The organism is Paenibacillus lentimorbus NRRL B-30488, assembly GCF_000411595.1.
GTDB lineage: Bacteria > Bacillota > Bacilli > Bacillales > Bacillaceae > Bacillus > Bacillus velezensis.
In genome coordinates this window covers 351225-377458 of record NZ_ANAT01000006.1, presented here as the reverse complement: position 1 = coordinate 377458, position 26234 = coordinate 351225, and the positions used below count along the sequence as shown (strand labels likewise).

The 26234-nt window shown below is 45.9% G+C and carries 22 protein-coding genes and 6 pseudogenes; all 28 read left to right on the top strand.

The features are described from left to right. Nucleotides 1-54: 54 nt before the first annotated feature. The 28 genes and pseudogenes from D368_RS04490 to fliY all read left to right on the top strand — a co-directional run bounded on the left by D368_RS04490 (nt 55) and on the right by fliY (nt 26215). On the top strand, nt 55-822 hold the full coding sequence (locus D368_RS04490; RefSeq protein ID WP_094246942.1) for a ribonuclease HII: 768 nt from the start codon (nt 55-57) through the stop codon (nt 820-822). 16 nt (nt 823-838) lie between these two features. Beyond that, nucleotides 839-2542 (top strand): glycosyl transferase, encoded by a 1704-nt coding sequence (locus tag D368_RS04485; protein ID WP_128574586.1) that lies wholly within the window; start codon nt 839-841, stop codon nt 2540-2542. Continuing rightward, nucleotides 2539-2820 carry a FlhB-like flagellar biosynthesis protein gene (locus D368_RS04480; protein ID WP_007409769.1) on the top strand — a complete coding sequence of 94 codons (282 nt, stop codon included), beginning with the start codon at nt 2539-2541 and terminating at the stop codon, nt 2818-2820. Before D368_RS04485 ends, D368_RS04480 begins: the two co-directional genes overlap by 4 nt. A 174-nt stretch (nt 2821-2994) precedes the next feature. Further along, nucleotides 2995-4150: pseudogene (sucC, locus tag D368_RS04475) on the top strand (ADP-forming succinate--CoA ligase subunit beta). Nucleotides 4151-4178: 28 nt separating this feature from the next. Then, nucleotides 4179-5081 (top strand): succinate--CoA ligase subunit alpha, encoded by a 903-nt coding sequence (gene sucD / locus D368_RS04470; protein WP_003154281.1) that lies wholly within the window; start codon nt 4179-4181, stop codon nt 5079-5081. A 64-nt stretch (nt 5082-5145) separates the two neighbouring features. Further along, on the top strand, nt 5146-6045 hold the full coding sequence (dprA, locus tag D368_RS04465; RefSeq protein ID WP_094246940.1) for a DNA-processing protein DprA: 900 nt from the start codon (nt 5146-5148) through the stop codon (nt 6043-6045). A gap of 181 nt (nt 6046-6226) precedes the next feature. Beyond that, nucleotides 6227-8301 (top strand): annotated as a pseudogene (topA, locus tag D368_RS04460) (type I DNA topoisomerase). A gap of 64 nt (nt 8302-8365) precedes the next feature. Further along, nucleotides 8366-9672: pseudogene (trmFO, locus tag D368_RS04455) on the top strand (FADH(2)-oxidizing methylenetetrahydrofolate--tRNA-(uracil(54)-C(5))-methyltransferase TrmFO). A gap of 119 nt (nt 9673-9791) precedes the next feature. Continuing rightward, complete coding sequence (gene xerC / locus D368_RS04450) at nt 9792-10658, top strand: tyrosine recombinase XerC (RefSeq protein ID WP_050436825.1); 867 nt, start codon at nt 9792-9794, stop codon at nt 10656-10658. Between the two features lie 15 nt (nt 10659-10673). After that, nucleotides 10674-11219: an ATP-dependent protease subunit HslV gene (gene hslV, locus D368_RS04445; RefSeq protein WP_003154267.1), complete on the top strand. Its 546-nt coding sequence runs from the start codon at nt 10674-10676 to the stop codon at nt 11217-11219. A gap of 16 nt (nt 11220-11235) precedes the next feature. Next, nucleotides 11236-12638 (top strand): annotated as a pseudogene (gene hslU / locus D368_RS04440) (ATP-dependent protease ATPase subunit HslU). 37 nt (nt 12639-12675) lie between these two features. Then, nucleotides 12676-13455 (top strand): GTP-sensing pleiotropic transcriptional regulator CodY, encoded by a 780-nt coding sequence (gene codY / locus D368_RS04435; protein WP_003154263.1) that lies wholly within the window; start codon nt 12676-12678, stop codon nt 13453-13455. Nucleotides 13456-13808: 353 nt separating this feature from the next. After that, nucleotides 13809-14197: pseudogene (gene flgB / locus D368_RS04430) on the top strand (flagellar basal body rod protein FlgB). After that, the gene (flgC, locus tag D368_RS04425) at nt 14197-14649 is read left to right on the top strand and encodes a flagellar basal body rod protein FlgC (protein ID WP_003154259.1); all 453 of its coding nucleotides are present in this window, start codon (nt 14197-14199) and stop codon (nt 14647-14649) included. The pseudogene flgB and the gene flgC overlap by 1 nt, the downstream one beginning before the upstream one ends. Before the next feature lie 10 nt (nt 14650-14659). Continuing rightward, complete coding sequence (gene fliE / locus D368_RS04420) at nt 14660-14980, top strand: flagellar hook-basal body complex protein FliE (RefSeq protein ID WP_007409777.1); 321 nt, start codon at nt 14660-14662, stop codon at nt 14978-14980. Between the two features lie 42 nt (nt 14981-15022). Further along, nucleotides 15023-16632: pseudogene (gene fliF, locus D368_RS04415) on the top strand (flagellar basal-body MS-ring/collar protein FliF). A 12-nt stretch (nt 16633-16644) separates the two neighbouring features. Continuing rightward, the gene (gene fliG / locus D368_RS04410; RefSeq protein WP_003154256.1) at nt 16645-17661 is read left to right on the top strand and encodes a flagellar motor switch protein FliG; all 1017 of its coding nucleotides are present in this window, start codon (nt 16645-16647) and stop codon (nt 17659-17661) included. Further along, nucleotides 17654-18409 carry a flagellar assembly protein FliH gene (fliH, locus tag D368_RS04405; protein ID WP_128574585.1) on the top strand — a complete coding sequence of 252 codons (756 nt, stop codon included), beginning with the start codon at nt 17654-17656 and terminating at the stop codon, nt 18407-18409. Before fliG ends, fliH begins: the two co-directional genes overlap by 8 nt. After that, a complete protein-coding gene (fliI, locus tag D368_RS04400) occupies nt 18406-19722 on the top strand; it encodes a flagellar protein export ATPase FliI (protein WP_128574584.1) in 1317 nt (438 codons plus the stop codon). Before fliH ends, fliI begins: the two co-directional genes overlap by 4 nt. Nucleotides 19723-19727: 5 nt before the next feature. After that, nucleotides 19728-20171, top strand: coding sequence for a flagellar export protein FliJ (gene fliJ / locus D368_RS04395; RefSeq protein WP_003154253.1), 444 nt, complete (start codon nt 19728-19730; stop codon nt 20169-20171). An 11-nt stretch (nt 20172-20182) separates the two neighbouring features. Then, nucleotides 20183-20797, top strand: a complete 615-nt coding sequence (locus D368_RS04390) for a MotE family protein (RefSeq protein ID WP_015388236.1) — start codon at nt 20183-20185, stop codon at nt 20795-20797. 6 nt (nt 20798-20803) lie between these two features. After that, nucleotides 20804-22144 (top strand): flagellar hook-length control protein FliK, encoded by a 1341-nt coding sequence (locus D368_RS04385; RefSeq protein ID WP_128574583.1) that lies wholly within the window; start codon nt 20804-20806, stop codon nt 22142-22144. Further along, on the top strand, nt 22145-22585 hold the full coding sequence (gene flgD / locus D368_RS04380; RefSeq protein WP_003154247.1) for a flagellar hook assembly protein FlgD: 441 nt from the start codon (nt 22145-22147) through the stop codon (nt 22583-22585). A 24-nt stretch (nt 22586-22609) separates the two neighbouring features. Continuing rightward, nucleotides 22610-23386 (top strand): flagellar basal body rod protein FlgG, encoded by a 777-nt coding sequence (flgG, locus tag D368_RS04375; RefSeq protein ID WP_003154244.1) that lies wholly within the window; start codon nt 22610-22612, stop codon nt 23384-23386. Between the two features lie 39 nt (nt 23387-23425). Continuing rightward, nucleotides 23426-23641 (top strand): swarming motility protein SwrD, encoded by a 216-nt coding sequence (swrD, locus tag D368_RS04370; RefSeq protein WP_003154243.1) that lies wholly within the window; start codon nt 23426-23428, stop codon nt 23639-23641. Beyond that, nucleotides 23638-24057, top strand: a complete 420-nt coding sequence (gene fliL / locus D368_RS04365; protein WP_003154241.1) for a flagellar basal body-associated protein FliL — start codon at nt 23638-23640, stop codon at nt 24055-24057. The genes swrD and fliL overlap by 4 nt, the downstream gene beginning before the upstream one ends. 33 nt (nt 24058-24090) lie before the next feature. Further along, nucleotides 24091-25089, top strand: a complete 999-nt coding sequence (gene fliM / locus D368_RS04360) for a flagellar motor switch protein FliM (protein ID WP_003154240.1) — start codon at nt 24091-24093, stop codon at nt 25087-25089. After that, complete coding sequence (gene fliY / locus D368_RS04355) at nt 25079-26215, top strand: flagellar motor switch phosphatase FliY (protein ID WP_101563020.1); 1137 nt, start codon at nt 25079-25081, stop codon at nt 26213-26215. The genes fliM and fliY overlap by 11 nt, the downstream gene beginning before the upstream one ends. The last annotated feature ends 19 nt before the right edge of the window (nt 26216-26234 follow it).

Sequence of the window (26234 nt, the reverse complement as noted above, 5' to 3'; positions counted from 1 at the left end):
GTCTTTATTTTTTCCGCAGAATACCGATATACATAATGTAAGGGAGAAGAGAACGTGAATACATTAACCGTAAAAAGCGTAAAAGAACGCCTGCAAGAGATCAGGGACGAAAGCGACCCCTTCCTTGCCCAATGTGAGAAAGACCCGAGAAAAAGCGTACAGACGCTTTTAGAGCAATGGCTGAAAAAGCACGCGAAGGAAAAAGCTCTTAAAGAGCAATGGCTGAACATGACGGCATACGAAAGACTGTCATCCAAAAAGGGCTTCCGCCTGATTGCGGGTGTTGACGAAGCCGGAAGAGGGCCGCTTGCCGGACCGGTTGTCGCCGGCGCCGTCATTTTGCCGGCAGAATGCGAGATTCTCGGTCTCACGGACTCGAAGAAATTGTCGGAAAAGAAGCTCGAGGAGTATTACAGCCGGATCACGGAAGAAGCGGCGGCTGTAGGAGTCGGCATTGTCCATGCGGACGTTATTGACCGGATCAACATTTATGAGGCTGCGAGACTGGCGATGGTAAAAGCCGTCAATGCTTTAACGGAAACACCTGATTATCTGCTTGTTGATGCCATGACCCTTCCGCTTGACATTCCGCAGTCATCAGTTATAAAAGGGGATGCCAAAAGCGTGTCAATTGCCGCCGGAGCCTGCATAGCAAAAGTAACGCGGGACCGTCTCATGGCTGAGTACGCCAAAACCTACCCCATGTACGGCTTTGAAAAAAATAAAGGCTACGGAACGAAAGAACATCTTGAAGCTCTTCAGGCATACGGACCGACAACTATTCACCGAAAAACGTTCGCTCCCGTTCAATCTTATTGTTAGAAAAGAGGCTTAAGACATGAACATTAGCGGCGAAATCCAAGCGGCTTTCAGACAGCTGACGGCGGAAATCCCTACGGACCGGCAGGACGGCGGTAAAGACAGCGGTACTCAAAGGCTGCTGTTAGGGAAGGTTCTCCGTTTGCTGGACGATCAAAGCGCTCTTATCCAGATCGGCGGCCGGACGATGCAGGGAAAGCTTGAAACCGCCCTCCGACCGCAGGCGTATTACTGGTTTTCTTATGACAAACAGCCGGCGGAAAAAACGGGCCGGCTTCATGTCATCGACCAATTCGAAGGAAGCCCGAAAACCGTTCAGGAAGCGGCGGGTAGACTGTTAAACGCTCTTTCCGTCAAACCGGGCCCTGTGTCTCTGCAGATTGCCGAAACGTTTATGCAGCAGAAGCTGCCGATGACGGAAAACAGTCTCAAAGCCTGCATCCGCTGGGCTGAATCGCTTCCGGCCGCCGAATTGAAAAAAGCGGCGGAAACAATCGTATTTGCGCTGAAACGGGAACTGCCCGCACATCCGGAAGTCTTGTCAGCCATTCATGCCGTTAAATATCCGGTTCCGACCCGTCGCCTCCTCTCAGGACTGCTTCAGGCAATCAATCAGGCTCCGCAATCGGCAAAAGAGCTGTCTGTGCTCAAAGAGGCGGTTTCTGACGTGTTAAACGCGGAAACGGATCTTCATGCAGAACGTCTCTTGAAGAAGCTTGCCGGGGCTGCACGCATGCCGATCTCAGAAACCGGGCTGATGGATGAAGGAGAACGGACGGAATCAAAACAATCACCATTTGTCCGGGAGACTCGTGAAAACGGAAAGGCAGTCTCAAGCCAACCTTCTCCTCCGAGTGCGCGGACAGATCCGGAACTTCCTGAAAAAACGGCAAAACAGATTATAGAGAAATTAATGACATCGGCAGAAAAAACTGAAAACCGCCCTGTAAAAGTAACGGCGGAGATCATTAAGGCTTTCATTTCTCAAGAAAAAACATTTAAAACAGCACCTGTTCTTCAAAACGCACATCTGACAGAACAGGAGGCGGCTGTTTTCGAAAAAGCCGTTCAGCTCACCGAATTGAAATATGCGGAAAAACATGATGTATTAAGCCTTTTGCAGAAAATCAAAAAAGGATTGGGCACGCGTGATGAATTATCATTCATTACAGCGCTTGAAAAAGGCGTATCTCCGCAGCCGGAGAAACAAGCGCTGAAAACGGCCCTCCAAGCCGTCCGGACGCTTCAAGAAGCGCCCCAATCCGTTAAACAAGAGGCGGAACCGCTTATTCATAAATTAAACGGCCAGCTGTTTATTGAGCAGCATAACCCTTCCTTTACGCAGATGGTGCTGTCATTTCCGCTGGGAGCGTCCGCGTATGAGAATGATATCACAGTTCTCTTTAAAGGACGGAAGAAGCCGGACGGAAAACTTGATCCGTCACATTGCAGGCTCCTGTTTTTGCTGCATCTTGAAACACTGCAAGAAACCGTTGTGGACTGCATGATTCAGCAAAATGTAATGACCATTACGGTTGAGACTGATTTTGAGCTTCAGGCGGCCATCGACCCTCTCGTACCGGCTTTAAAAGAAGCCGTAAAAGAAACGGGCTTCAGCCTGTCAGGCGTCACGTCTAAAAAACGGCGCCCGAAAGACCAGAGCGCTCTTGTGGAAGAGTTTATAGAAAAAGACGGCGGAAGAAAAGTGGATGTGAAAATATGAAAGAGCAAACGCCGTTAAGAAGAGCTGTCGCCCTGCATTACGACCGGCAGAAAGACCAAGCCCCGAAGGTTGTCGCAACAGGCAGGGGGCATGTGGCGGAAAATATTATAAAAGAAGCTGAGAAGGCTGGGGTCCCCATTCAGGAAGACAGAACCCTTGTCGAATTAATGCGCCATTTGACGGTTGACGATCAGATACCGGAGGCGCTCTATGAAACCGTTGCCGAAATTTTTTCATTTGTTTACAGACTGGACGAAACCCTGAAAAACGAAAAATAAGGACCATTCATTTCCCGGACTCCGTTTAAATTTATATTTTCAATAAAATAAAAGTTAGAATGTTTGGAAGGATATAAAGATTTTGTTTTGAACCCTAGACAATTCTTCCAGTATTATATAGAATGAAAGCGCAGTCTATTTTTAGTTTTGCTACATAAGTTAGGAGGATGGGAAATGAATATCCATGAGTACCAGGGAAAAGAAGTCCTCAGAAAATACGGGGTGTCTGTTCCTGAAGGTAAAGTGGCTTTTACAGCAGAGGAAGCAGTTGAAAAAGCAGAGAGCCTGTCAAGCTCGGTTTATGTCGTAAAGGCGCAAATCCATGCTGGCGGCCGCGGCAAAGCTGGTGGGGTAAAGATTGCAAAAACAAAAGATGAAGTGAAAGAGTATGCCGAAGAACTGTTAGGCAAGACGCTCGTCACACATCAAACGGGTCCGGACGGACAAGTAATAAAACGCTTACTTATTGAAGAAGGCTGCGATATTAAAAAGGAATACTATGTCGGGCTTGTACTTGACCGCGCTACTTCAAGAATCGTTTTAATGGCGTCTGAAGAAGGCGGAACTGAGATTGAAGAAGTAGCGGAAAAAACACCTGAAAAATTAAAAAGCGGTAATTGATCCGGCTGTCGGCCTTCAGGGCTATCAGGCAAGGGAAATTGCGTTCGCAATTAACATCCCGAAAGAGCTAGTCGGCAAAGCCGCTAAATTTATGCTCGGTTTATATAAAGCATTTGTTGAGAAGGACTGCTCCATCGCCGAGATCAACCCTCTCGTCGTTACGGGGGACGGAAACGTCATGGCGCTGGATGCTAAGCTGAACTTCGACAGCAATGCGTTATACAGACAAAAAGACATTATGGAATACAGAGATTTAGATGAAGAAGATCCGAAAGAAATCGAAGCGTCAAAATACGATTTAAGCTACATTTCCCTTGATGGAAATATCGGCTGTATGGTAAACGGCGCGGGTCTTGCAATGTCTACAATGGATATCATTAAACACTACGGCGGAGAACCTGCAAACTTCCTTGATGTCGGGGGCGGCGCAACCGCAGAAAAAGTGACGGAAGCTTTTAAAATCATTCTTTCCGATCAAAACGTAAAAGGAATTTTCGTTAATATTTTCGGAGGCATCATGAAGTGTGATGTCATCGCCGAGGGTGTTGTTGAAGCGACGAGACAAGTCGGATTGACATTGCCGCTGGTCGTGCGCCTTGAAGGGACAAACGTAGATTTAGGAAAGAAAATCCTGAATGAATCAGGCTTAAACATCACATCTGCGGAATCAATGGCAGACGGCGCACAGAAAATCGTATCCTTAGTTTAGGAAAGAATGAAAGGCAGGGGACCAGATAATGAGTGTTTTTATCAATAAAGATACAAGAGTTATTGTACAGGGGATTACAGGTTCTACCGCTTTATTTCATACAAAGCAGATGCTGGAATACGGCACGAATATCGTTGGCGGTGTAACACCTGGAAAAGGCGGAACGGAAGCGGAAGGCGTACCGGTATTCAATACGGTCGCAGAAGCGGTTCATACAACGGGCGCTGATGCGTCAGTCATTTACGTGCCGGCTCCGTTTGCGGCGGACGCAATTATGGAAGCGGTTGACGCGGAAATTGACCTTGTCATTTGTATCACTGAGCACATTCCGGTTTTGGACATGGTGAAAGTGAAGCGCTTTATGGAAGGCAAGAAAACGAGATTAATAGGGCCGAACTGTCCGGGTGTTATTACACCTGAAGAATGCAAGATCGGCATTATGCCGGGATACATTCATAAAAAGGGCCATGTAGGCGTTGTATCCCGTTCAGGAACATTGACATACGAGGCCGTCCATCAGCTTTCAGAAGCAGGCGTAGGCCAATCTACCGCTGTAGGGATCGGCGGCGATCCGGTCAACGGCACGAACTTTATTGACGTGTTAAAAGCGTTCAATGAAGATCCTGAAACACATGCCGTCATCATGATCGGAGAAATCGGCGGCACAGCTGAAGAAGAAGCGGCTGAGTGGGTGAAAGCGAACATGACGAAGCCTGTTGTCGGCTTTATCGGCGGTAAAACCGCGCCTCCGGGAAAACGCATGGGCCATGCGGGCGCCATCATCTCCGGAGGAAAAGGCACGGCAGAAGAAAAAGTCAAAACGATGAACGCCTGCGGAATTGAAGTCGCGGAAACCCCTTCTGTAATGGGTGAAACGCTGATTAAGGTGTTAAAAGAAAAAGGCTTATTTGAAACGTGCAAAACGCACTGATCGAAGCAGGGGCAGCCGTAACGGCTGTTCCTGTTTTTGCTGAAAAAAGAGGAGGTTGCCAGATTTGGATCAAGCATCGCGCTGTTTAATGGTCTGCAGTATTAATCAAATCATTTCCCCGTCTCTTCTATTAAAATGGTGGAAAGCTGATCACTCTCTGTCTTTTTTACCGGATCCGCATCCATTAACTGTTTTATCAGAAGGGAAAACAGCCCCGGAAGAAATTTTTCGGGAAATAGAGCGCAAGGATCCGGAACTTGATGAAGTTCTGTCCGATTACCGCCGCGAAGGCATTACTGTCATTCCGATTTCATCAAGCCGCTACCCAACATGGCTTAAAGCGATTTATGATCCGCCGGCTGTCTTGTATGCAAAAGGGAACACGCCGCTTCTTGAAAAAGGCAGAAAAATCGGGATTGTAGGAACGCGGAAACCGACGGAAGACGGAATAAAAGCGGCTGGGCATCTTTCCGCCGAACTCTCAAAAAAAGGCTGGGTCATTGTAAGCGGGCTTGCATCCGGTATAGACGGATTGTCTCATAAGGCGAGCATCAGGGCAAAAGGGCTTACGATCGGCGTGATAGCCGGCGGATTCCATCACATCTATCCCCGGGAAAATCTCCTGTTAGCAGAATACATGGCTGAACACCATCTCCTACTCTCAGAACATCCTCCTGAAACAAAGCCGAAAAAATGGCATTTTCCGATGAGAAACCGCATAATCAGCGGACTAAGTGAAGGAATTGTGGTCGTACAGGGAAAAGAAAAAAGCGGTTCATTAATCACAGCTTACCAGGCCCTCGATCAAGGCAGAGAGGTATTTGCCGTTCCAGGTTCCATATTTAATCCATATTCCGGAGGACCTATAAAACTCATTCAAGAAGGGGCGAAAGCTGTATTATGCGCAGAGGATATTGACGGAGAGCTGACCGCCCGATGCGTTCAGTATACGGAACCCTTTTGAAATATCGTTTGACAAACGGTATTGTAATATTTAATAATAGTGAGGATTTAAAGTTGCATATTATTTTCATGTATAAAATGACGTTCATCATAAAGAATGAAATGTTGAAAGCCATAAAAAGGCAGCTCTAAAATGAATTGATACTTGAAAAGAGAGAGAACACCTCTTGAGGGGGATGAAAATGTCTGATTATCTAGTCATCGTGGAATCGCCGGCAAAGGCGAAAACGATTGAACGTTATTTAGGGAAGAAATATAAAGTCAAAGCTTCAATGGGACATGTCCGGGATCTTCCGAAAAGTCAAATGGGAGTTGACATCGAACAGAACTTTGAACCGAAATATATTACGATCCGCGGAAAAGGCCCTGTTTTAAAAGAATTAAAAACAGCGGCAAAGAAAGCAAAAAAAGTCTATCTCGCGGCTGACCCCGACAGAGAAGGGGAAGCGATTGCATGGCATCTCGCACACAGTCTTGATCTGGATCTCAGCTCGGACTGCCGGGTCGTCTTTAATGAAATAACGAAAGACGCCATTAAAGAATCATTTAAACATCCGCGCATGATTAACATGGATCTTGTCGATGCGCAGCAGGCGCGCCGCATACTAGACAGACTCGTCGGATACAAAATCAGCCCGATCCTTTGGAAAAAGTAAAAAAAGGCCTCAGTGCGGGCCGTGTGCAATCCGTTGCGCTCCGGTTGATCATCGACCGGGAAAAGGAAATCAATGACTTTAAACCTGAAGAGTACTGGACGATTACCGGCTCATTTTTAAAGGGAAAAGAGACGTTTGAAGCCGGATTTTTCGGGAAAAACGGCAAAAAGCTTCCTTTAAAAAGCGAAGAAGACGTAAAAGCCGTCCTTGCTCAGCTGAAAGGCAATAAGTATACAGTTGACAAGGTGACGAAAAAAGAGCGCAAACGAAATCCCGCTCTGCCGTTTACAACGTCCACTCTTCAGCAGGAGGCTGCCAGGAAGCTGAATTTCAGAGCGAAGAAAACGATGATGATCGCTCAGCAATTATATGAAGGAATTGATCTCGGCAAAGAAGGGACAGTCGGACTCATCACGTATATGAGAACGGACTCAACGCGGATTTCCAATACAGCCGTTGAAGAGGCATCAGCTTTTATTGATCAGGCGTACGGAAAAGAGTACTTAGCGGGAAAACGGAAACCGGCAAAGAAAAATGAAAACGCTCAAGATGCCCACGAAGCGATCCGCCCGACTTCAGTGCTCAGAAAACCAGCCGACTTAAAAGCGGTGCTTGGAAGAGACCAGCTCAGACTATACAAGCTGATTTGGGAGCGCTTTGTTGCAAGCCAGATGGCGCCTGCCGTCCTTGATACGATGAGTGTCGATCTCAGCAATAACGGATTGACATTCCGGGCAAACGGAAGTAAAGTCAAATTCGCCGGCTTCATGAAAGTCTATGTAGAGGGTAAAGACGATCAGCTGGAAGAAAAAGACCGCATGCTTCCGGACCTTAAAGAGGGAGACGCGGTTTTATCGAAAGATATTGAGCCTGAGCAGCACTTTACTCAGCCGCCTCCGCGTTATACAGAGGCGCGCCTGGTTAAAACGCTTGAAGAACTGGGGATCGGCCGTCCTTCGACATATGCGCCGACTCTTGACACCATCCAGCGCCGCGGTTACGTGGGATTAGACAATAAACGGTTTGTGCCGACTGAGCTTGGGCAGATCGTGCTGGATCTTATCATGGAGTTTTTCCCGGAAATCATCAACGTTGAATTCACGGCTAAAATGGAAAGAGACCTTGACCATGTTGAAGATGGCCAGACAGAATGGGTTCAAATCATTGACAGCTTCTATACCGATTTCGAAAAACGCGTGAAAAAAGCGGAAGCTGAAATGAAAGAAGTGGAAATTGAACCTGAATACGCAGATGAAGATTGTGAATTATGCGGCTCCCGGATGGTTTATAAAATGGGCCGATACGGTAAATTTATGGCGTGTTCCAACTTCCCTGACTGCCGGAATACAAAACCGATTGTCAAACAAATCGGCGTAAAATGTCCGAAGTGCCATGAAGGAAACATTGTCGAACGAAAATCAAAAAAGAAACGCGTCTTTTACGGCTGTGACCGTTATCCTGAATGCGACTTCGTATCTTGGGACAAACCGATTGAACGAAAATGCCCGAAATGTGAAAATATGCTCGTAGAGAAAAAGCTTAAAAAAGGCATACAAGTCCAATGCGTCGAATGCGATTATAAGGAAGAACCACAGAAGTAGCGGTGAGCAGAGCCTTGCTCACCTTCTTTGTGTGGAAGGGACAAACAACAGGAGATGAAAAGAAATGAACCAGCAAACAGTTAATGTAATCGGAGCAGGCCTTGCCGGAAGTGAAGCGGCATGGCAGCTTGCAAAACGAGGAATTCAAGTAAAACTATACGAAATGCGGCCCGTCAGGCAGACGGCAGCCCATCATACTGATAAATTCGCTGAACTGGTATGCAGCAACTCCCTCCGTTCAAATACACTCGCCAATGCGGTAGGCGTATTAAAAGAAGAAATGCGGGCGCTTGACTCAGCAATCATTCAATCTGCTGATAAATGCTCGGTTCCCGCAGGGGGAGCGCTTGCAGTTGACCGCCATGAATTTGCGCAAAGCGTGACGGATCTCGTGAAAAACCATCCGAACGTAACGGTTCTTACTGAGGAAGTAACAGAGATTCCGGAAGGCCCGACGGTGATCGCGACCGGACCGCTTACGTCAGAATCGCTTTCACAGCAGCTGAAAGAGCTCACGGGAGAAGAGTATCTGTATTTTTATGACGCGGCGGCGCCGATTGTCGAAAAAGACAGCCTTGATATGGAGAAAGTGTACTTAAAATCCCGTTACGACAAGGGAGAAGCGGCATACTTAAACTGCCCGATGACAGAGGAAGAGTTTGACCGTTTCTATGAAGCATTGACGACGGCTGAGACGGTTCCTTTAAAAGAATTCGAGAAAGAAATCTTCTTTGAAGGCTGCATGCCGATTGAAGTCATGGCGAAAAGAGGCAAGAAAACGATGCTGTTCGGACCGATGAAACCGGTCGGACTGGAAGATCCGAAAACAGGCAAGCGCCCTTATGCAGTCGTTCAGCTCAGACAGGATGACGCGGCGGGAACGCTTTATAATATTGTAGGTTTTCAGACACATTTAAAATGGGGAGACCAAAAAGAAGTGCTTAAACTGATCCCCGGCCTTGAAAATGTTGATATCGTCAGATACGGCGTCATGCACAGAAACACATTTATCAATTCGCCGAGCCTTTTGAACCCGACATATCAATTTAAACAGCGGAACGATCTGTTTTTCGCGGGCCAAATGACCGGTGTAGAGGGTTATGTTGAATCTGCCGCTTCAGGTCTTGTAGCGGGAATCAATGCCGCCAAACTTGTGCTCGGTCAGGATCTTGTGACATTCCCGCAGGAGACGGCGATCGGAAGCATGGCTCACTACATTACGACGACAAATCAGAAGAACTTCCAGCCGATGAATGCAAACTTCGGCCTCTTAAAAGAATTGCCTGTAAAAATTAAAAACAAAAAGAACGAAATGAAGAATACGCTAAACGCGCAATTGAGACTATTCAAACTATTTCGAAAACGATATAGCTTTTCATTGCAACTTCGATGCATTATATGATACCATTTAAAAGCCCTTCGGAGAGGGAGGTCTTCATAATGACTGAGAATGTTAACTTTTTTTAAAGTTATTCGTTGAATATTTACAAATTGAAAAAAATTATTCACAATATACTATTGTGAATTATGTTAATTCGATTGAAGAATTTGGGATGTTTCTGCATGCTCAAAATATAAATGGAATGAAAGAAGCTGCATATCATGATGTGAGAATATTTTTGACAGAGGCTTATGAAAAAGGCCTGTCAAGAAAAACAATCAGCAAGAAAATTTCAGCTTTGAGAAGCTTCTATAAATTTTTAATGAGGGAAAAGCTTGTTGAAGAGAATCCGTTTCAGCTTGTTCATCTGCCGAAACAAGAGAAACGGATTCCGAAGTTTCTTTATGAAAAAGAACTTGAGGAGCTATTCGCTGTCTCAGACAGAAGTCAGCCGTCAGGGATGCGCGATCAGGCCCTGCTTGAGCTTCTTTATGCGACCGGAATGAGGGTCAGTGAGTGCTGTACGCTCACTGTCGGCGATCTTGACCTGTTCATGGATACGGTGCTCGTTCACGGGAAAGGCAAGAAGCAGCGCTATATCCCGTTCGGCTCATATGCCCGTGATGCGCTGGAGCTGTATATCAACAGCGGAAGGCAGTGCCTGCTTGAAAAAGCAAAAGAGCCTCATGATGTGCTGTTTGTCAATCAAAGAGGCGGCCCGCTGACCGCCAGAGGAATCCGGTATATTTTAAGCGGGCTTGTAAAAAAAGCATCCGGCACTTTACATATACACCCGCATATGCTTCGGCACACGTTTGCGACTCATCTGCTGAATGAAGGGGCTGATTTAAGAAGCGTCCAGGAGCTTTTGGGCCATTCCAATCTGTCTTCTACGCAGATATACACGCATGTATCGAAGGAAATGCTGAGAAACACATATATGTCCCACCACCCGAGAGCTTTTAAAGAAAATTAAAAGGAGGCCCTTCTCATGTCATCTTTTCATGCGACAACGATTTTTGCCGTCCAGCATAACGGGAAAAGCGCTATGTCAGGAGACGGCCAGGTCACATTCGGTCAGGCTGTAGTCATGAAACATACTGCGAGAAAAGTGAGAAAGCTGTTTAACGGAAAGGTTCTGGCCGGATTTGCGGGATCTGTTGCAGACGCTTTCACACTTTTTGAAATGTTTGAGGCGAAGCTTGAAGAATACAACGGCAATTTAAAACGTGCGTCGGTTGAGCTTGCGAAAGAATGGCGCAGCGATAAAGTGCTGCGCAAGCTGGAAGCCATGCTGATTGTCATGAACCAGGATACCTTGCTTCTCGTATCGGGAACAGGTGAAGTGATTGAGCCGGATGACGGCATTTTGGCAATCGGCTCCGGCGGAAACTACGCCCTGTCAGCAGGAAGAGCGCTGAAAACCTATGCCGGAGAGAATCTGTCCGCCAAAGATATTGCAAAAGCCGCTTTGAAAATCGCAGGCGAGATTTGTGTGTACACAAACGATCAGATCATTTTGGAAGAACTTGAATAGAAAGGACTTGAGGCGCATGGAAAACAAACCGTTAACACCGAGACAAATCGTAGATCGGTTGGATCAATACATTGTAGGACAGCAGGATGCGAAAAAAGCTGTCGCCGTGGCATTAAGAAACCGCTATCGCAGAAGTCTTCTTGATGAAAAACTGAGAGACGAGATCGTTCCCAAAAACATCCTGATGATGGGCCCGACCGGGGTGGGGAAAACAGAGATCGCCAGACGGATCGCCAAGCTTACCGGTGCGCCATTTATAAAAATTGAAGCGACAAAATTTACAGAAGTCGGCTATGTAGGCAGAGATGTCGAATCAATGGTCAGAGACCTTGTTGAGACATCCGTGCGGCTCATTAAAGAAGAAAAAATCAGCGAAGTGAAAGAACAGGCTGAAGAAAATGCAAACAAACGTATAGTGCGGCTTCTCGTTCCGGGAAAGAAAAAACAAGCGGGTGTGAAAAATCCGTTTGAAATGCTTTTCGGAGGAAGCCAGACGGCAAATGATGATGAAGCCGACCAGCAGGAAGAAGCAAGCCTTGAAGAAAAAGAAAACGCATGGCGCATCAGCTCGCATTGGGAGAGCTCGAAGACCATTACGTCTCCGTAGAGGTGGAAGAGCAGCAGCCGTCGATGTTTGACATGCTGCAAGGCTCCGGGATGGAGCAGATGGGCATGAATATGCAGGATGCGCTGAGCAATCTGATGCCGAAAAAGAAAAAACGCCGCAAAATGACGGTCAGAGAAGCAAGGAAGGTTCTGACCAATGAAGAGGCAGGCAAATTAATCGATATGGATGAAGTCGGCCAAGAGGCCGTGTTAAGAGCTGAAGAGGGCGGCATTATCTTTATTGACGAAATAGATAAAATCGCAAAAAATGGAGGGGCTTCTTCCTCAGCTGATGTATCGAGAGAAGGCGTTCAAAGAGATATCCTTCCGATTGTCGAAGGATCTACCGTCGTCACGAAATACGGCTCCGTCAAAACAGATCACGTGCTGTTTATCGCAGCCGGGGCATTCCATATGGCCAAACCGTCTGATCTGATTCCGGAGCTGCAGGGCCGCTTTCCGATTCGTGTAGAATTGAGCAAGCTGACGGTGGATGATTTTGTGAAGATTCTCGTCGAACCCGATAACGCGCTGTTAAAACAATATCAGGCTTTATTGCAGACAGAAGGTATATCTCTTGAATTTTCTGACGAAGCTATTCGTAAGATCGCCGAAGTGGCTTATCATGTGAATCAGGACACGGACAACATCGGAGCGAGAAGGCTTCACACGATATTGGAACGTCTCTTGGAAGACCTGTCGTTTGAAGCGCCGGACGTGACGATGGAAAAAGTCGCCATCACGCCGCAATACGTTGAAGAAAAGCTCGGAACGATTGCAAACAACAAAGATCTAAGTCAATTTATATTGTGAAAATTTAATAAGAGGAATTCTAGGAGGATTATTTATCATGGCTTTACTACAAAAAACACGAATTATTAACAGCATGCTGCAGGCTGCGGCAGGCAAACCCGTAAACTTTAAAGAAATGGCTGAAACGCTTCGTGACGTCATTGATTCTAATATTTTCGTCGTCAGCCGCAGAGGAAAGCTTTTGGGCTACTCTATTAATCAGCAGATTGAAAATGACCGCATGAAAAAAATGCTTGAAGACCGCCAGTTCCCGGAAGAGTACACGAGAAATCTGTTCAATGTTCCGGAGACGTCTTCAAACCTTGATATCAACAGCGAATACACTGCGTTTCCTGTGGAAAACAGAGACCTGTTCCAAGCGGGCTTAACAACGATCGTGCCGATCATCGGCGGAGGAGAGAGACTGGGCACGCTGATTCTGTCCCGTCTGCAGGATCAATTTGAAGATGATGATCTCATTCTTGCTGAATACGGGGCAACCGTTGTAGGAATGGAGATTTTAAGAGAAAAAGCGGAAGAAATCGAAGAAGAGGCGCGAAGCAAAGCGGTTGTTCAAATGGCGATCAGTTCTCTGTCTTACAGTGAACTTGAAGCGATTGAGCATATCTTTGAAGAGCTTGACGGAAACGAAGGCTTGCTTGTGGCAAGTAAGATTGCGGACCGTGTCGGCATTACGCGTTCAGTAATCGTTAACGCGCTGAGAAAGCTGGAAAGCGCAGGCGTCATTGAATCCAGATCACTGGGAATGAAGGGGACGTACATTAAAGTTCTGAACAACAAATTCCTTATTGAATTGGAAAACCTTAAATCTCATTAAGACAAAAGCAGGATCCCTGAAAATGGGGGTCCTGCTTTTTTTATGGACAATAGGTGAAAAGTTGCAGTTTAAAGTTGCTTATTGGAAGCTGATCTGAGATAATCCATCTTGCTGTGTGAAAAAAGGAGGAAGATACAGAAATTCTGCTATTTTCAGTCTTATATTAAACAAATGCTTGTAGTCCAAATACTCTAGGACTTAATACCCACATGCAAAATAGATATAATTGAGCACTTTTTTTTAGCCTAACTTCATAGACTTTAAGCCTGTTATTTCTTACAATAAGCATATGGTTTTACAATTCTCGACAAGGATTTTTAGGAGAAAAATATCTGAAATGGAGGTAAGTGGATTTGGACTTATTTTCTGGAACTATACAAAATCTTGAGAATGCCTTGGGGAGAGCGGACATTAAGCAAAAAGTCTTAACTAATAACATCGCCAATATAGATACACCGAACTATAAGGCAAAAAAGTCTCTTTCCGAAATTTGTTAGATCAGGAAACATCCAATCTTGAGGCGGTAAAAACCGACTATCGGCACGTTGACTTTACGGGTTCAGGGGACGATTATTCTATCGTGTCCAGCAGTGATACATCGTACCAGCAAAACGGAAACAATGTCGATATCGACAAAGAAATGACAGATTTAGCCGAAAACCAAATTAATTATCAGGCTTTGGTTGAAAGAATGAGCGGCAAATTCAATTCTCTGAAAACCGTCTTGACAGGAGGAAAATAATGAGTGGCTTTCAAAGCTTAAATATTTCGGGCTCCGCTTTAACTGCACAGCGTGTCCGGATGGACGTCGTATCGTCCAACCTGGCCAATATGGATACAACGAGAGCGAAGCAGGTAAATGGCGAATGGGTGCCTTACAGAAGAAAGCTGGTATCTCTCCAATCCGGAGGCGAATCATTTTCGTCCCTTTTACATTCCAAGATGAACGGAACAGGAAGCGCGGGAAATGGCGTAAAGGTATCTGGCGTTACGGAAGACCCGTCCGCTTTTAATCTCGTTTATGATCCGGAGAATCCTGATGCGAATAAAGACGGATATGTACAAAAACCAAATGTAGACCCATTAAAAGAAATGGTGGATCTTGTCAGCAGCACGAGATCATATGAAGCAAACGTAACTGCATTAAACGCCTCCAAAGGCATGCTTTTGAAGGCTTTAGAAATCGGAAAGTAAGGTGATGTAAGTGGTTAACGCTATTACTCCTTTTCAGCTTCAACAAACCCAAAACACTCAAAACGTAACGAATCAATTAAACCAAACTCAAAAAACTGATTCTTCAAACCAAACAAGCTTTTCGGAGCTTTTAAAAAACTCTATTGATTCGTTAAATGAGTCACAAGTAAAATCTGACCAAATAACGAACGAACTGGCTGCAGGAAAGGATGTAAACCTTGACGAGGTCATGATCGCTGCCCAAAAAGCAAATATCTCTCTGACGGCCGCTACCGAATTCCGCAATAAAGCCGTGGAAGCCTATCAGGAAATCATGAGAATGCAGATGTAGTGGTCAGATTGAAGAGAATGACTGGAATGACCGGGGGTTAACATGAATCGTACTCTAATGCAAATGAAAACCAAAACGGCAGCGTTTTGGAACAACAGATCAAAAACACAGAAGATACTCATGGTAAGCGGCTTGGCCGCATTCATTATTTTACTCATCGTCGTTATTATTTTTACTTCGTCTGAAAAGATGGTGCCTCTTTATAAAGATTTGTCCGCGGAAGAAGCGGGGAAGATTAAAGAAGAGCTCGATACGAAAAAGGTGTCTTCTGAACTTGCTGACGGCGGCACGGTCATAAAGGTTCCTGAGAGCCAAGTGGATTCGCTTAAAGTCCAGCTTGCCGCGGAAGGCCTGCCGAAAACGGGATCAATTGATTATTCGTTCTTCGGACAAAATGCGGGCTTCGGCCTGACAGATAATGAGTTTGACGTTTTAAAGGTTGAGGCGACTCAGACCGAATTGTCAAACCTGATAAATGAAATGGACGGTATTAAAAACTCGAAGGTCATGATCAATATGCCGAAAGAAGCCGTGTTCGTCGGTGAAGATCAGCCGGCAGCGTCCGCATCCATCGTTTTGCAGATGAAACCGGGCTACTCGCTTGATCAAAACCAGATCAACGGGCTGTACCATCTCGTTTCTAAAAGTGTTCCGAACTTAAAAGAAGATAATATCGTCATAATGGATCAAAATTCTACATATTATGACAAAAGTGACAGCGGTGCAGGGTCCGTTTCTGACAGTTATGCTTCTCAGCAAGGTATTAAGTCGCAGGTCGAAAAGGACATTCAAAAACATGTTCAGTCACTGCTCGGCACAATGATGGGGCAGGATAAGGTCGTTGTTTCCGTGACGGCGGATATTGACTTCACGAAGGAAAAACGCACTGAAGACACTGTCGAACCTGTCGATAAAGATAACATGGAAGGCATAGCGGTAAGCGCCGAAAAAGTTGCGGAAACGTATAAAGGCGACGGCGCGGCCAACGGCGGCACGGCCGGAACGGGAAGCAATGACACCGCGAACTATGCCGAGACAAACGGCGGTTCAAACAGCGGGGACTACGAAAAAAGCAGCAATAAAATCAACTATGAAGTCAACCGCATTCATAAAGAAATCGCGGAAAGCCCGTATAAAGTGCGTGATTTAGGCATTCAAGTCATGGTGGAGCCGCCTAATCCGAAAAATGCCGCTTCCTTATCAGCACAGAGACAGGCTGATATACAGAAGATTTTAGGAACGGTCGTCAGAACGTCTCTTGATAAAAACGAAACGCAAAATCAAAACCTGACAGACAATGATATCAACAATAAAATCGTTGTATCCGTTCAGCCGTTTGACGGAAAAACAAGCCTGAACACAGATTCGGCACAATCTTCAGGTCTTCCGATCTGGGTATACATTACAGGCGGCGTACTGCTTGCGGCCATTATTCTGCTTATTATTCTCCTCATCAGAAAGAAACGCTCACAAGAGGATGAATACGAAGAATATGAATATGAAACACCGCCGGAGCCGGTTCGATTGCCTGATATCAACGAAGAGAAAATTGAAACGGAAGAAACAGTCAGACGAAAACAGCTTGAAAAAATGGCTAAAGAAAACCGGAAGACTTTGCTAAATTGCTTCGAAGCTGGCTGGACGAGGATTAGGGGGAATGGAAAATGGCGAAACGTGATCAGAACAAGCTTACAGGAAAACAAAAAGCAGCCATCCTCATGATTTCCTTAGGCCTTGATGTATCAGCTTCTGTGTACAAGCATTTGTCTGAAGAAGAAATTGAAAGATTGACTCTCGAGATTTCGGGAGTCAGAAGCGTCGATCATCAAAGAAAAGATGAAATCATTGAAGAATTTCATAATATCGCAATCGCTCAGGACTATATTTCACAAGGCGGTTTAAATTACGCCCGTCAAGTGCTTGAAAAAGCGCTCGGAGAAGACAAGGCGGTAAGCATTTTAAACAGGCTCACCTCTTCTTTGCAGGTAAAGCCGTTTGATTTTGCGAGAAAAGCGGAGCCCGAACAGATTTTAAATTTCATTCAGCAGGAACATCCGCAAACGATGGCGCTGATTTTATCCTACCTTGACCCGGTTCAGGCCGGACAGATTTTGTCTGAGCTGAACCCGGACGTTCAGGCTGAAGTGGCAAGAAGGATTGCGGTTATGGACAGAACGTCTCCCGAAATCATAAATGAAGTGGAGCGGGTCCTTGAACAAAAGCTGTCCTCCTCCTTTACGCAGGATTATACGCAGACCGGCGGCATAGAAGCCGTTGTTGAAGTGTTAAACGGCGTAGACAGAGGAACGGAAAAAACGATCCTTGATTCATTAGAAATCCAAGATCCTGAATTGGCGGATGAAATCAAAAAACGGATGTTTGTCTTTGAAGATATTGTCACTCTTGATAACCGTGCGATTCAGCGCGTGATCAGAGACGTTGAAAACGATGACCTCCTGCTTTCATTGAAGGTTGCGAGCGAGGAAGTCAAAGAGATCGTCTTCAGCAATATGTCACAGCGTATGGTTGAAACGTTTAAAGAGGAAATGGAAATTATGGGGCCTGTGCGTTTGCGTGATGTGGAAGAGGCGCAATCAAGAATCGTGGGCGTCGTCCGCAAGCTGGAAGAAGCCGGAGAAATTGTAATCGCGCGAGGCGGAGGAGACGATATTATTGTCTAATATCATTAAACAGCAATCATCATTTTCTCCTGAACAAAAACGGCGCAAGCTTTCCTTGCAGGAAGTCAGGAAAACACATTCCCAGCCAGACCGGGAGGAACTTGAAAATCCGGAGGCGCTCATGGCCTTTGCCAAGGCCGAAGCCGACAGGGTGTCTGAAGAAGCGAAAAGTCAATTGGATCACACTCTTCGGCAGATTGAAGAAGAGAAAAACCGCTGGGCGGAAGAAAAACAAAGATTGATGGAAGAAGCGAAGGCAGAAGGATATAAAGAAGGCATGGCATTGGGAAAAGCCGATGCTCAAGCTGAATATGCCAATCTCATCAGCCGGGCCAATGCCGTTATGGGAATGGCGAGACAGTCAGTCGAGGAAAAACTGGAAAGCGCTGAGGAAGAAATTATTGAGCTTTCCGTTGCGCTCGCTAAAAAAGTATGGCGGCAAAAAAGTGACGATAAAGAGGCTTTCCTTCTGCTGGTCAAACAGGTAGTAGCCGAAGTAAAAGATTATGATGACATCTCCATCTATGTGGACCCTGAATATTATGAGACGGTTCATCAGCATATGGACGAAATTCAGCAGCTGTTATACAAAGAATGCAGATTAAGCTTATATGCCGATGAAAAAGCCGCGAAGGGAACGTGCTCGATAGAAACTCCGTTCGGACGTGTTGATGCAGGCATAGACACCCAGCTGATGCAATTAAAGCAAAAGCTTTTAACGGCGCTTGAGGCGGGAGCGGAGCAATGAAGATACAGTATTTAATAGACTCAATTGAAACAGCGGATCCGTACAAACGCTACGGCAAGGTTAAACGGGTCATCGGGCTGATGATTGAATCAAAAGGGCCCGAAAGCTCAATCGGAGATGTTTGTCTCATTTATCCGAAAGGCCATGCGAAAAAAGCGATTAAAGCTGAGGTTGTAGGCTTCCAGGATGAAAACATTCTGCTAATGCCTTATCTGGAAGCGGCCAGCATCGCGCCGGGCAGCATTGTGGAGGCCACTGGCGAGTCGCTCCGTATCAAAGTAGGGGCGGGTTTAATCGGACAAGTTGTCGACGCGTTCGGCGAACCTCTTGACGGCCGGGCGCTTCCGAAAGGTTTGTCCCCCGTTTCGACGGAACAGCAGCCGCCAAACCCGATGAAACGCCCGCCGATACGGGAAAAGATGGGTGTCGGCGTCAGATCGATTGACAGTCTGCTGACGGTAGGAAAAGGGCAGAGAATCGGGATTTTTGCCGGAAGCGGAGTCGGAAAAAGCACCTTGATGGGAATGATTGCGAAGCAGACTGAAGCTGATTTAAACATTATCGCACTTGTCGGTGAACGCGGGCGCGAGGTGCGTGAATTCATTGAGAAGGATTTAGGCGAAGAAGGCCTGAAACGCTCGATAGTCGTAGTCGCGACCTCTGATCAGCCTGCGTTAATGCGATTGAAAGCGGCGTATACGGCCACCGCCATTGCGGAGTATTTCCGCGATAAAGGCCGGAATGTGATGTTCATGATGGACTCCGTCACGAGGGTCGCGATGGCTCAGCGGGAAATCGGCCTGGCAGCGGGAGAACCGCCGACAACAAAAGGATATACACCTTCTGTGTTCGCTATTTTGCCCCGTTTGCTGGAAAGAACGGGCGCGAATGAACAAGGAACGATAACCGCTTTTTATACGGTTCTCGTTGACGGAGATGACATGAACGAACCGATTGCCGATACGGTGCGCGGAATATTAGACGGGCATATCGTTCTCGACCGGGCGCTTGCCAACAAGGGGCAGTTTCCGGCCGTGAACATCCTGAAAAGCATCAGCAGGGTCATGTCTAATATTTCAGACACAGCGCACATAGAGGCGGCCAACAAATTCCGCGATCTTCTGTCAACTTATCAAAACTCTGAAGATCTCATTAATATCGGAGCTTACAAAAGAGGGTCATCAAGAGAAATTGATGAATCGATTCAGTTTTATCCGCAGCTTATTCAATTTTTAAAACAAGGAACGGAAGAACCTGCTCAATTGGAAGACAGCATTGCGGCATTGACGAGTCTGACAGGAAATGAGGAATAAACATCATGGCGTACCAATTCAGATTTCAAAAGCTGCTGGAATTAAAAGAAAATGAAAAAGACCAAACATTGACTGAATACAGACAATCGGTTTCTGAATTTGAGACAGTGGCTGAAAAACTATATGAAAATATGAGTAAAAAAGAATTGCTCGAAAAAGACAAAGAATCAAAGCTGAAATGCGGGATGAGCGTTCAGGAAATGAGACATTATCAGCAATTCGTTTCCAATCTTGAGAACACCATCTATCATTATCAAAAGCTTGTCATCATGAAACGAAATGAAATGAATGAGAAGCAGGAACAGCTCACCGAAAAAAACATTGAAGTAAAGAAATTTGAAAAAATGCGGGAAAAACAATTTAATATGTTCGCACTTGAAGACAAAGCTGCAGAGATGAGGGAAATGGACGACATTTCAATCAAGCAGTTTATGATTCAGGGGCATTAGGAGCGAATAAAATGGCCGATAAAGAAAAGAGATCTGGAAAGTTCGGTTCAATCCTGCTTTTTATCATGATCCCGCTGATTTTTCTGATCATCGTCGCAAGCATCATCCTTTGGGCTGCCGGCGTTGATGTGATGAAGCCGATTCAGGAAACAGCCGCTAAAACGCCTGTTTTAAAAGAATTGGTTCCCGAAACGAAAGAAATGAAAAGCGCGGCGGAAAAGCAGAAGGAAGACAGAACGGCTTCTCTTGAAAAGACCATAAAGGAACAAAAAAGTGAAATTAACATTTTGAATAAAGATTTAGACACAAGCAAGTCCGAAATCGATAATCTGAATCAGAAAATCCGTTCACTGAAACAGGAAGCTGAACAGCAGCAGAAAACGAAGACGGATGAAACAAAAAAAGACGCTTCGGATTCAGCCGGAAAAGATAAAATGATCAACATCTATAAAAGTATGGACAGCGGTAAAGCGGCAAGCATTATCGTAAAGCTGAAAGAAAAAGAAGCCCTCGATATTTTAAATGGATTAAGTAAAAAGCAGCTTGCTGAAATCTTGACGAAAATGACTCCTGAACAAGCGGCTAAATATACAGAAAAACTATCCGCTGACGGAAATAAGGAGTGATGTAAGTTGAAGCTGCTTGAATTAACGGGTAATCGTACGCAGACTGCGCAAAACAGCAATGTGAAGACGAATGTAAACAGCTTAGGTCTATTTCAGAACTGGCTCCTGTCGGAAATCACTTCTCCCCGGCAGCCCGGAGATGAAACAAAAACAAGTGACGCAGAGCTGAATGATGCCCTATCGAAAATCGGTGATTGGCTGAAAGCCGGCCCGGAAGATAAAGAATTGCAGCTTAAACAGCTGCTTGAGGCGGTAAAAGCTCTTGAAGGAAAGCAGACGGCTGAAACAGCTCTTCCTTTATTGAAACAGCTTGCCGAATCCGTTGAAGACATGTTAGCGGGACAGCAGGGGGCGAAGCCTGAAACGAATGAGCCGGATTCTTCCGCAAAAGACGGGGATTCCGTCAAGGATGCGCTTGAGAAGGGCCTGCTTTTCATTCAAGAAGCCGTATCCCAGCTCTTCACATCTCAGCAGGAACTGCCGGACAGCACGCAGGCAAAGGCGGTTTACCGGGAAGGCGCCCGTTTATTAGAGGCATTGAAAAAACAAGGCGTTCCGGACCGCGTGATTCAAGACCTGCGGCAGACATTTTTTCCGAAAAACGAATCTGCATCTAAACTTTACGCCATGACAGCCGCTGAGCTGAAGAGCTTTCAAAGCGTCGCGGAGCAGCTTGCGGGCCTTTCTCAAAAGGGAACAAAGGAATGGGATATGGCTGAAACTGAGCTGAAAGCTTTTGTGTTATCTCAATCATCTGAATCATCCCAAGAGTCAGCCGGGAAAACGGAACAGCAAAACGGCGGCACGGTTTCTCAAGCAAAGGCGCCTGACAGCAAATTGTCTGCACATATACTGTTTTCGGGAACGAGAAGCCTTGCCGGCATTCAGCAAGCGTCCGCAGGAGCTGAACAGCAGCCGGCAGAAAATAAACCGTTAACGGATCAGGTCATCAGCGGATGGAAACAGATGAAATACACGCCTTTCGGGAAAGCAACCGGAAGCTTTACGATTCGTCTTAATCCCGAGAACCTCGGATTTGTCACAATTAAGGTGACAAACGAAAACGGGATGTTTCAAAGCAAAATAATCGCATCCAGCCAGTCCGCGAAAGAGCTGCTGGAACAGCATCTTCCTCAGCTGAAACAGTCGCTTCCGAATATGTCGGTCCAGGTCGACCGTTTTACAGTCCCGCTTCAAAGCGGGGATCAGCAGCCTGTTTACGGGCAGACGGCAGATCACAATAAACAGCAGTATCAGGGACAGAGAGAGCAGAAGAACCAGCAGCAGTCAGGCGATTTCGGAGATATGCTGGAGGAGCTTTCTCTCAACGAAATGGAGGAAGAATAGTTGACATCAGTAAACTCGGATTATGCCGCGGCGGGCGCTTCAACCACTTCAAACGCGAAGAGCACCTCCGCAGTAAACAGCAGCACGAATTTAGGGAAAGACGAATTTCTGAAGATCTTAATGACACAGGTTCAAAACCAGGACCCGCTCAATCCGGTTGATGACAAAGAATTCATCAGCCAGATGGCGACATTTTCTTCATTGGAGCAAATGATGAATATGAATACGACGATGACTAAATTTGTAGAAAATCAAGATCCGTTTACGATGTATGTGAACTGGATCGGCAAAAATGTCACATTCAGCGACAGCGACGGGAAGGATCAGACAAGCCCAGTCAATTCAGTCAAGCATTCAAACGGCAATTACGTGCTCGTGCTTGAAAATGGCAAAGAGGTCAGTCCGTGGAATGTCACGGCCGTCAGCGAAACATCTAAATAAAAAGAAACCCAGGGGGAATTTAACATGTTACGTTCATTATATTCCGGTATCAGCGGCATGAAAAACTTTCAGACAAAACTAGATGTAATCGGCAATAACATCGCCAACGTCAACACAGTGGGATTTAAGAAAAGCCGCGTTACATTTAAAGATATGATCAGCCAGACAGTCGCCGGCGGTTCAAACGTGACCAATTCAAAACAAATCGGCTTGGGTGCCGCGACTTCTTCCATTGATGTCGTTCATTCAACCGGCGCCCCGCAGGCTACACAGAATAAAACCGACCTAGCCATTGACGGAGACGGATACTTTCAGATTAATACAGGTTCGGGAATCGTCTACACACGTGCGGGGAATTTCGGAAAGGACAATCAAGGCAACCTTGTTACGACTGACGGGTACTACCTTGAAAAAATCGGCGGCGGCAAAATCAATATTCCGACTGATGCGAAAGATTACAGCATCGGTGCAGACGGAACCGTTACATACACTGATGCAGGGGATGCGGTTCATGATGCCGGACAAATCGGTCTGGTCACGTTCCCTAACAGCGCCGGTCTGGAAAAAATCGGAGGCAACCTTTACAGAGAATCATTAAGTTCAGGAGCTGCGAGCGCAGTCACCACTCCGGGCGAAAACGGAACGGGTAAGCTTTTGGCAGGCTATCTTGAAATGTCAAACGTAGATCTGACAGATGAATTTACCGAAATGATCGTTGCTCAGCGCGGTTTCCAATCAAACTCAAAAATCATTACGACTTCAGATGAAATCCTTCAGGAGCTGGTTAATCTGAAACGGTAAGGAGGGAGGAGAGGCGGTTAGGCCGCTTCTCCGGATTGCATGATTCAAGTCACCCGTTTAAACGGCCAGCCTTTTACGCTGAATGCGCTGTTTATCGAACAGATTGAGTGCTTCCCCGACACGACGATTACACTGTCCAACGGCAAGAAGTTCGTAGTGAAAGAACCGGAAGAAGCAGTTCTCAAAAAAGTCATATCGTTTTACCATAGCATACAAATATTTTCACTGGATCAGGGAATAGAGGAAGAAGAATGAAGAAAAAATTAGTCATCATTTTGCTGATTATTTTAATTGTCATCGCCGGCCTCGGAACGGCAGCATATTTTGTCGTCAGCGGACACTCCGGCAAAGATAAAAAGCCGACAATTGACGAAGTCGTTGCAGCCACTGTGTCTGTCGACGATATCACGACAAACTTAAAGTCTGACAGCATCATCCGTATCGGCATCAAGCTTGAAACCGACTCGGCTAAAGCGAAGGAAGAACTTGAAAAACGCGATTTTCAGGTGAAAGACAACATCATTTCCATTTTAGCTGACACAAGCGCCGGAGAGATTGAGGGAGATAAAGGAAGAGAAGCGTTTAAACAATCATTAAAAGAGAAAGTAAACAGCTATCTCCAAGAAGGAAAAGTTCAGAAAGTGTACATTACCTCCTTTAATCTGCAATAAAAACAAATTTGACAGAATACGGAGGTGAAGAAAATGTCAGGAGAAGTTCTCTCCCAAAATGAAATAGACGCACTGCTTTCCGCCATTTCCACGGGTGAGGCGGATGCGGAAGAGCTGAAAAAGGAAGTTAAAGAGAAAAAAGTAAAGGTATATGATTTTAAACGGGCTCTCAGATTCTCGAAAGATCAGATACGCAGTTTAACCCGGATACATGATAACTTTGCGAGGCTTCTCACAACACACTTTTCCGCCAAGCTCAGAACGTATATTCATATATCCGTCAGCTCAGTTGACCAGGTGCCGTATGAAGAATTTATCCGTTCCATACCGAACATGACGATTTTAAATTTATTCGATGTTCATCCGATGGAAGGCAGAATCATGATGGAGGTTAATCCCACCATCGCATACGCAATGCTGGACCGCGTCATGGGAGGCATCGGCATCACTCATAACAAAGCTGACAGCCTTACGGAAATTGAAACGAATATTATTTCTAACTTATTTGAAAATGCACTGGGCAACTACAAAGAAGCTTGGCAATCGATTGCTGATATTGACCCTGAAATGACTGAATTTGAAGTGAATCCTCAGTTTGTACAGATGGTTTCCCCAAATGAAACAGTCGTTGTCATTTCTCTCAATACACAGATAGGTGAAATCAGCGGTGTCATTAATCTTTGTATTCCCCATGTCGTACTTGAGCCGATTATCCCTAAGCTTTCCGTACATTATTGGATGCAATCAGACCGGAATGAAGCGAAGCCCGAAGAAACGAAGCTGCTTGAAAAGCGCATCATGACGGCTCAAATTCCCGTTGTGGCTCTCTTGGGCGCTTCTGAACTGACAATAGAAGAATTTTTAAGTTTGGAAGTCGGGGACTGTATAACTCTGGACAAATCAGTGACTGATCCTCTTACTGTATTGGTCGGAAACAAACCGAAGTTTTTAGGGCAGGCCGGCCGGGTGAATCGAAGACAGGCAGTGCAAATTTTAGATCACGACATAAGAGGTGAACAAGATGAACAATAGATTATCTCAAGATGAAATCGATGCTCTTCTTAACGGCACAAGCAGTCAGTCAGAGGATACAGAACAGCCTCAAGGGGCGAACTTGTCTGAACTTGAGCGCGATGCGATCGGAGAAATCGGGAATATTTCGTTCGGCAGCTCGGCTACGGCGCTGTCCACTCTTTTAAATCAAAAAGTGGACATTACGACGCCGAGTGTGACCGTCATTTCAAAAAGCAAAATCAGTGATGAATTTCCTCATCCGTATGTTGCCATTGAAGTGAACTACACAGAAGGCTTTGACGGCAGCAATTTGCTCGTCGTCGAACAAAGCGACGCGGCCATCATCGCGGATTTGATGATCGGCGGAGACGGCCGGGGCGCCGATCCGTCACTCGGTGAAATCCACCTGAGCGCCGTGCAGGAAGCAATGAATCAAATGATGGGCTCGGCTGCTACGTCAATGTCGACCGTATTCAGTAAAAAGATTGACATTTCTCCGCCAAGGGTTGAACTTCTGGATGTGACGGAAGAAAAAGGGACCGACAGAATACCTGAGGATGACCTGCTCGTAAAAGTGTCATTCCGTCTGAAAGTCGGTGAATTAATCGATTCGAGCATCATGCAGCTTTATCCGATTACGTTTGCGAAAGATCTGATCGCAGAACTGATGACTGCAGACCAGCAAGAGTCAGAGGCCGCAGAAACCGTATCAGAACCACAGGAAACATACGAAACGCCGCAGCCGGAACCTGCCATGCAGCCGAAGCCGCAGGCAAAACCCGAGCTTCCGAAGAGACAGGGAACCGCAAAAAAAGCTGCGCCTGTTCAAGTCGCTCCGGTAGAATTCCAGGCGTTTGATCATAACGAAGCGGCGCAAGGATCAAGGAATAACCTTGATATGCTGATGGATATTCCGCTTTCCGTTACGGTTGAGCTCGGCAGAACGAAGAGAAGCGTCAAAGAAATCCTTGAACTTTCTGCGGGAAGCATTATTGAGCTTGACAAGCTGGCTGGTGAACCTGTTGACATCCTGGTCAACCAGCGGATCGTGGCAAAGGGCGAGGTCGTTGTCATAGAAGAAAACTTCGGCGTGAGAGTCACTGATATTTTAAGTCAGGCAGACCGCCTTAACAATTTAAAATAAGCGAACATAGAGGAGAGAA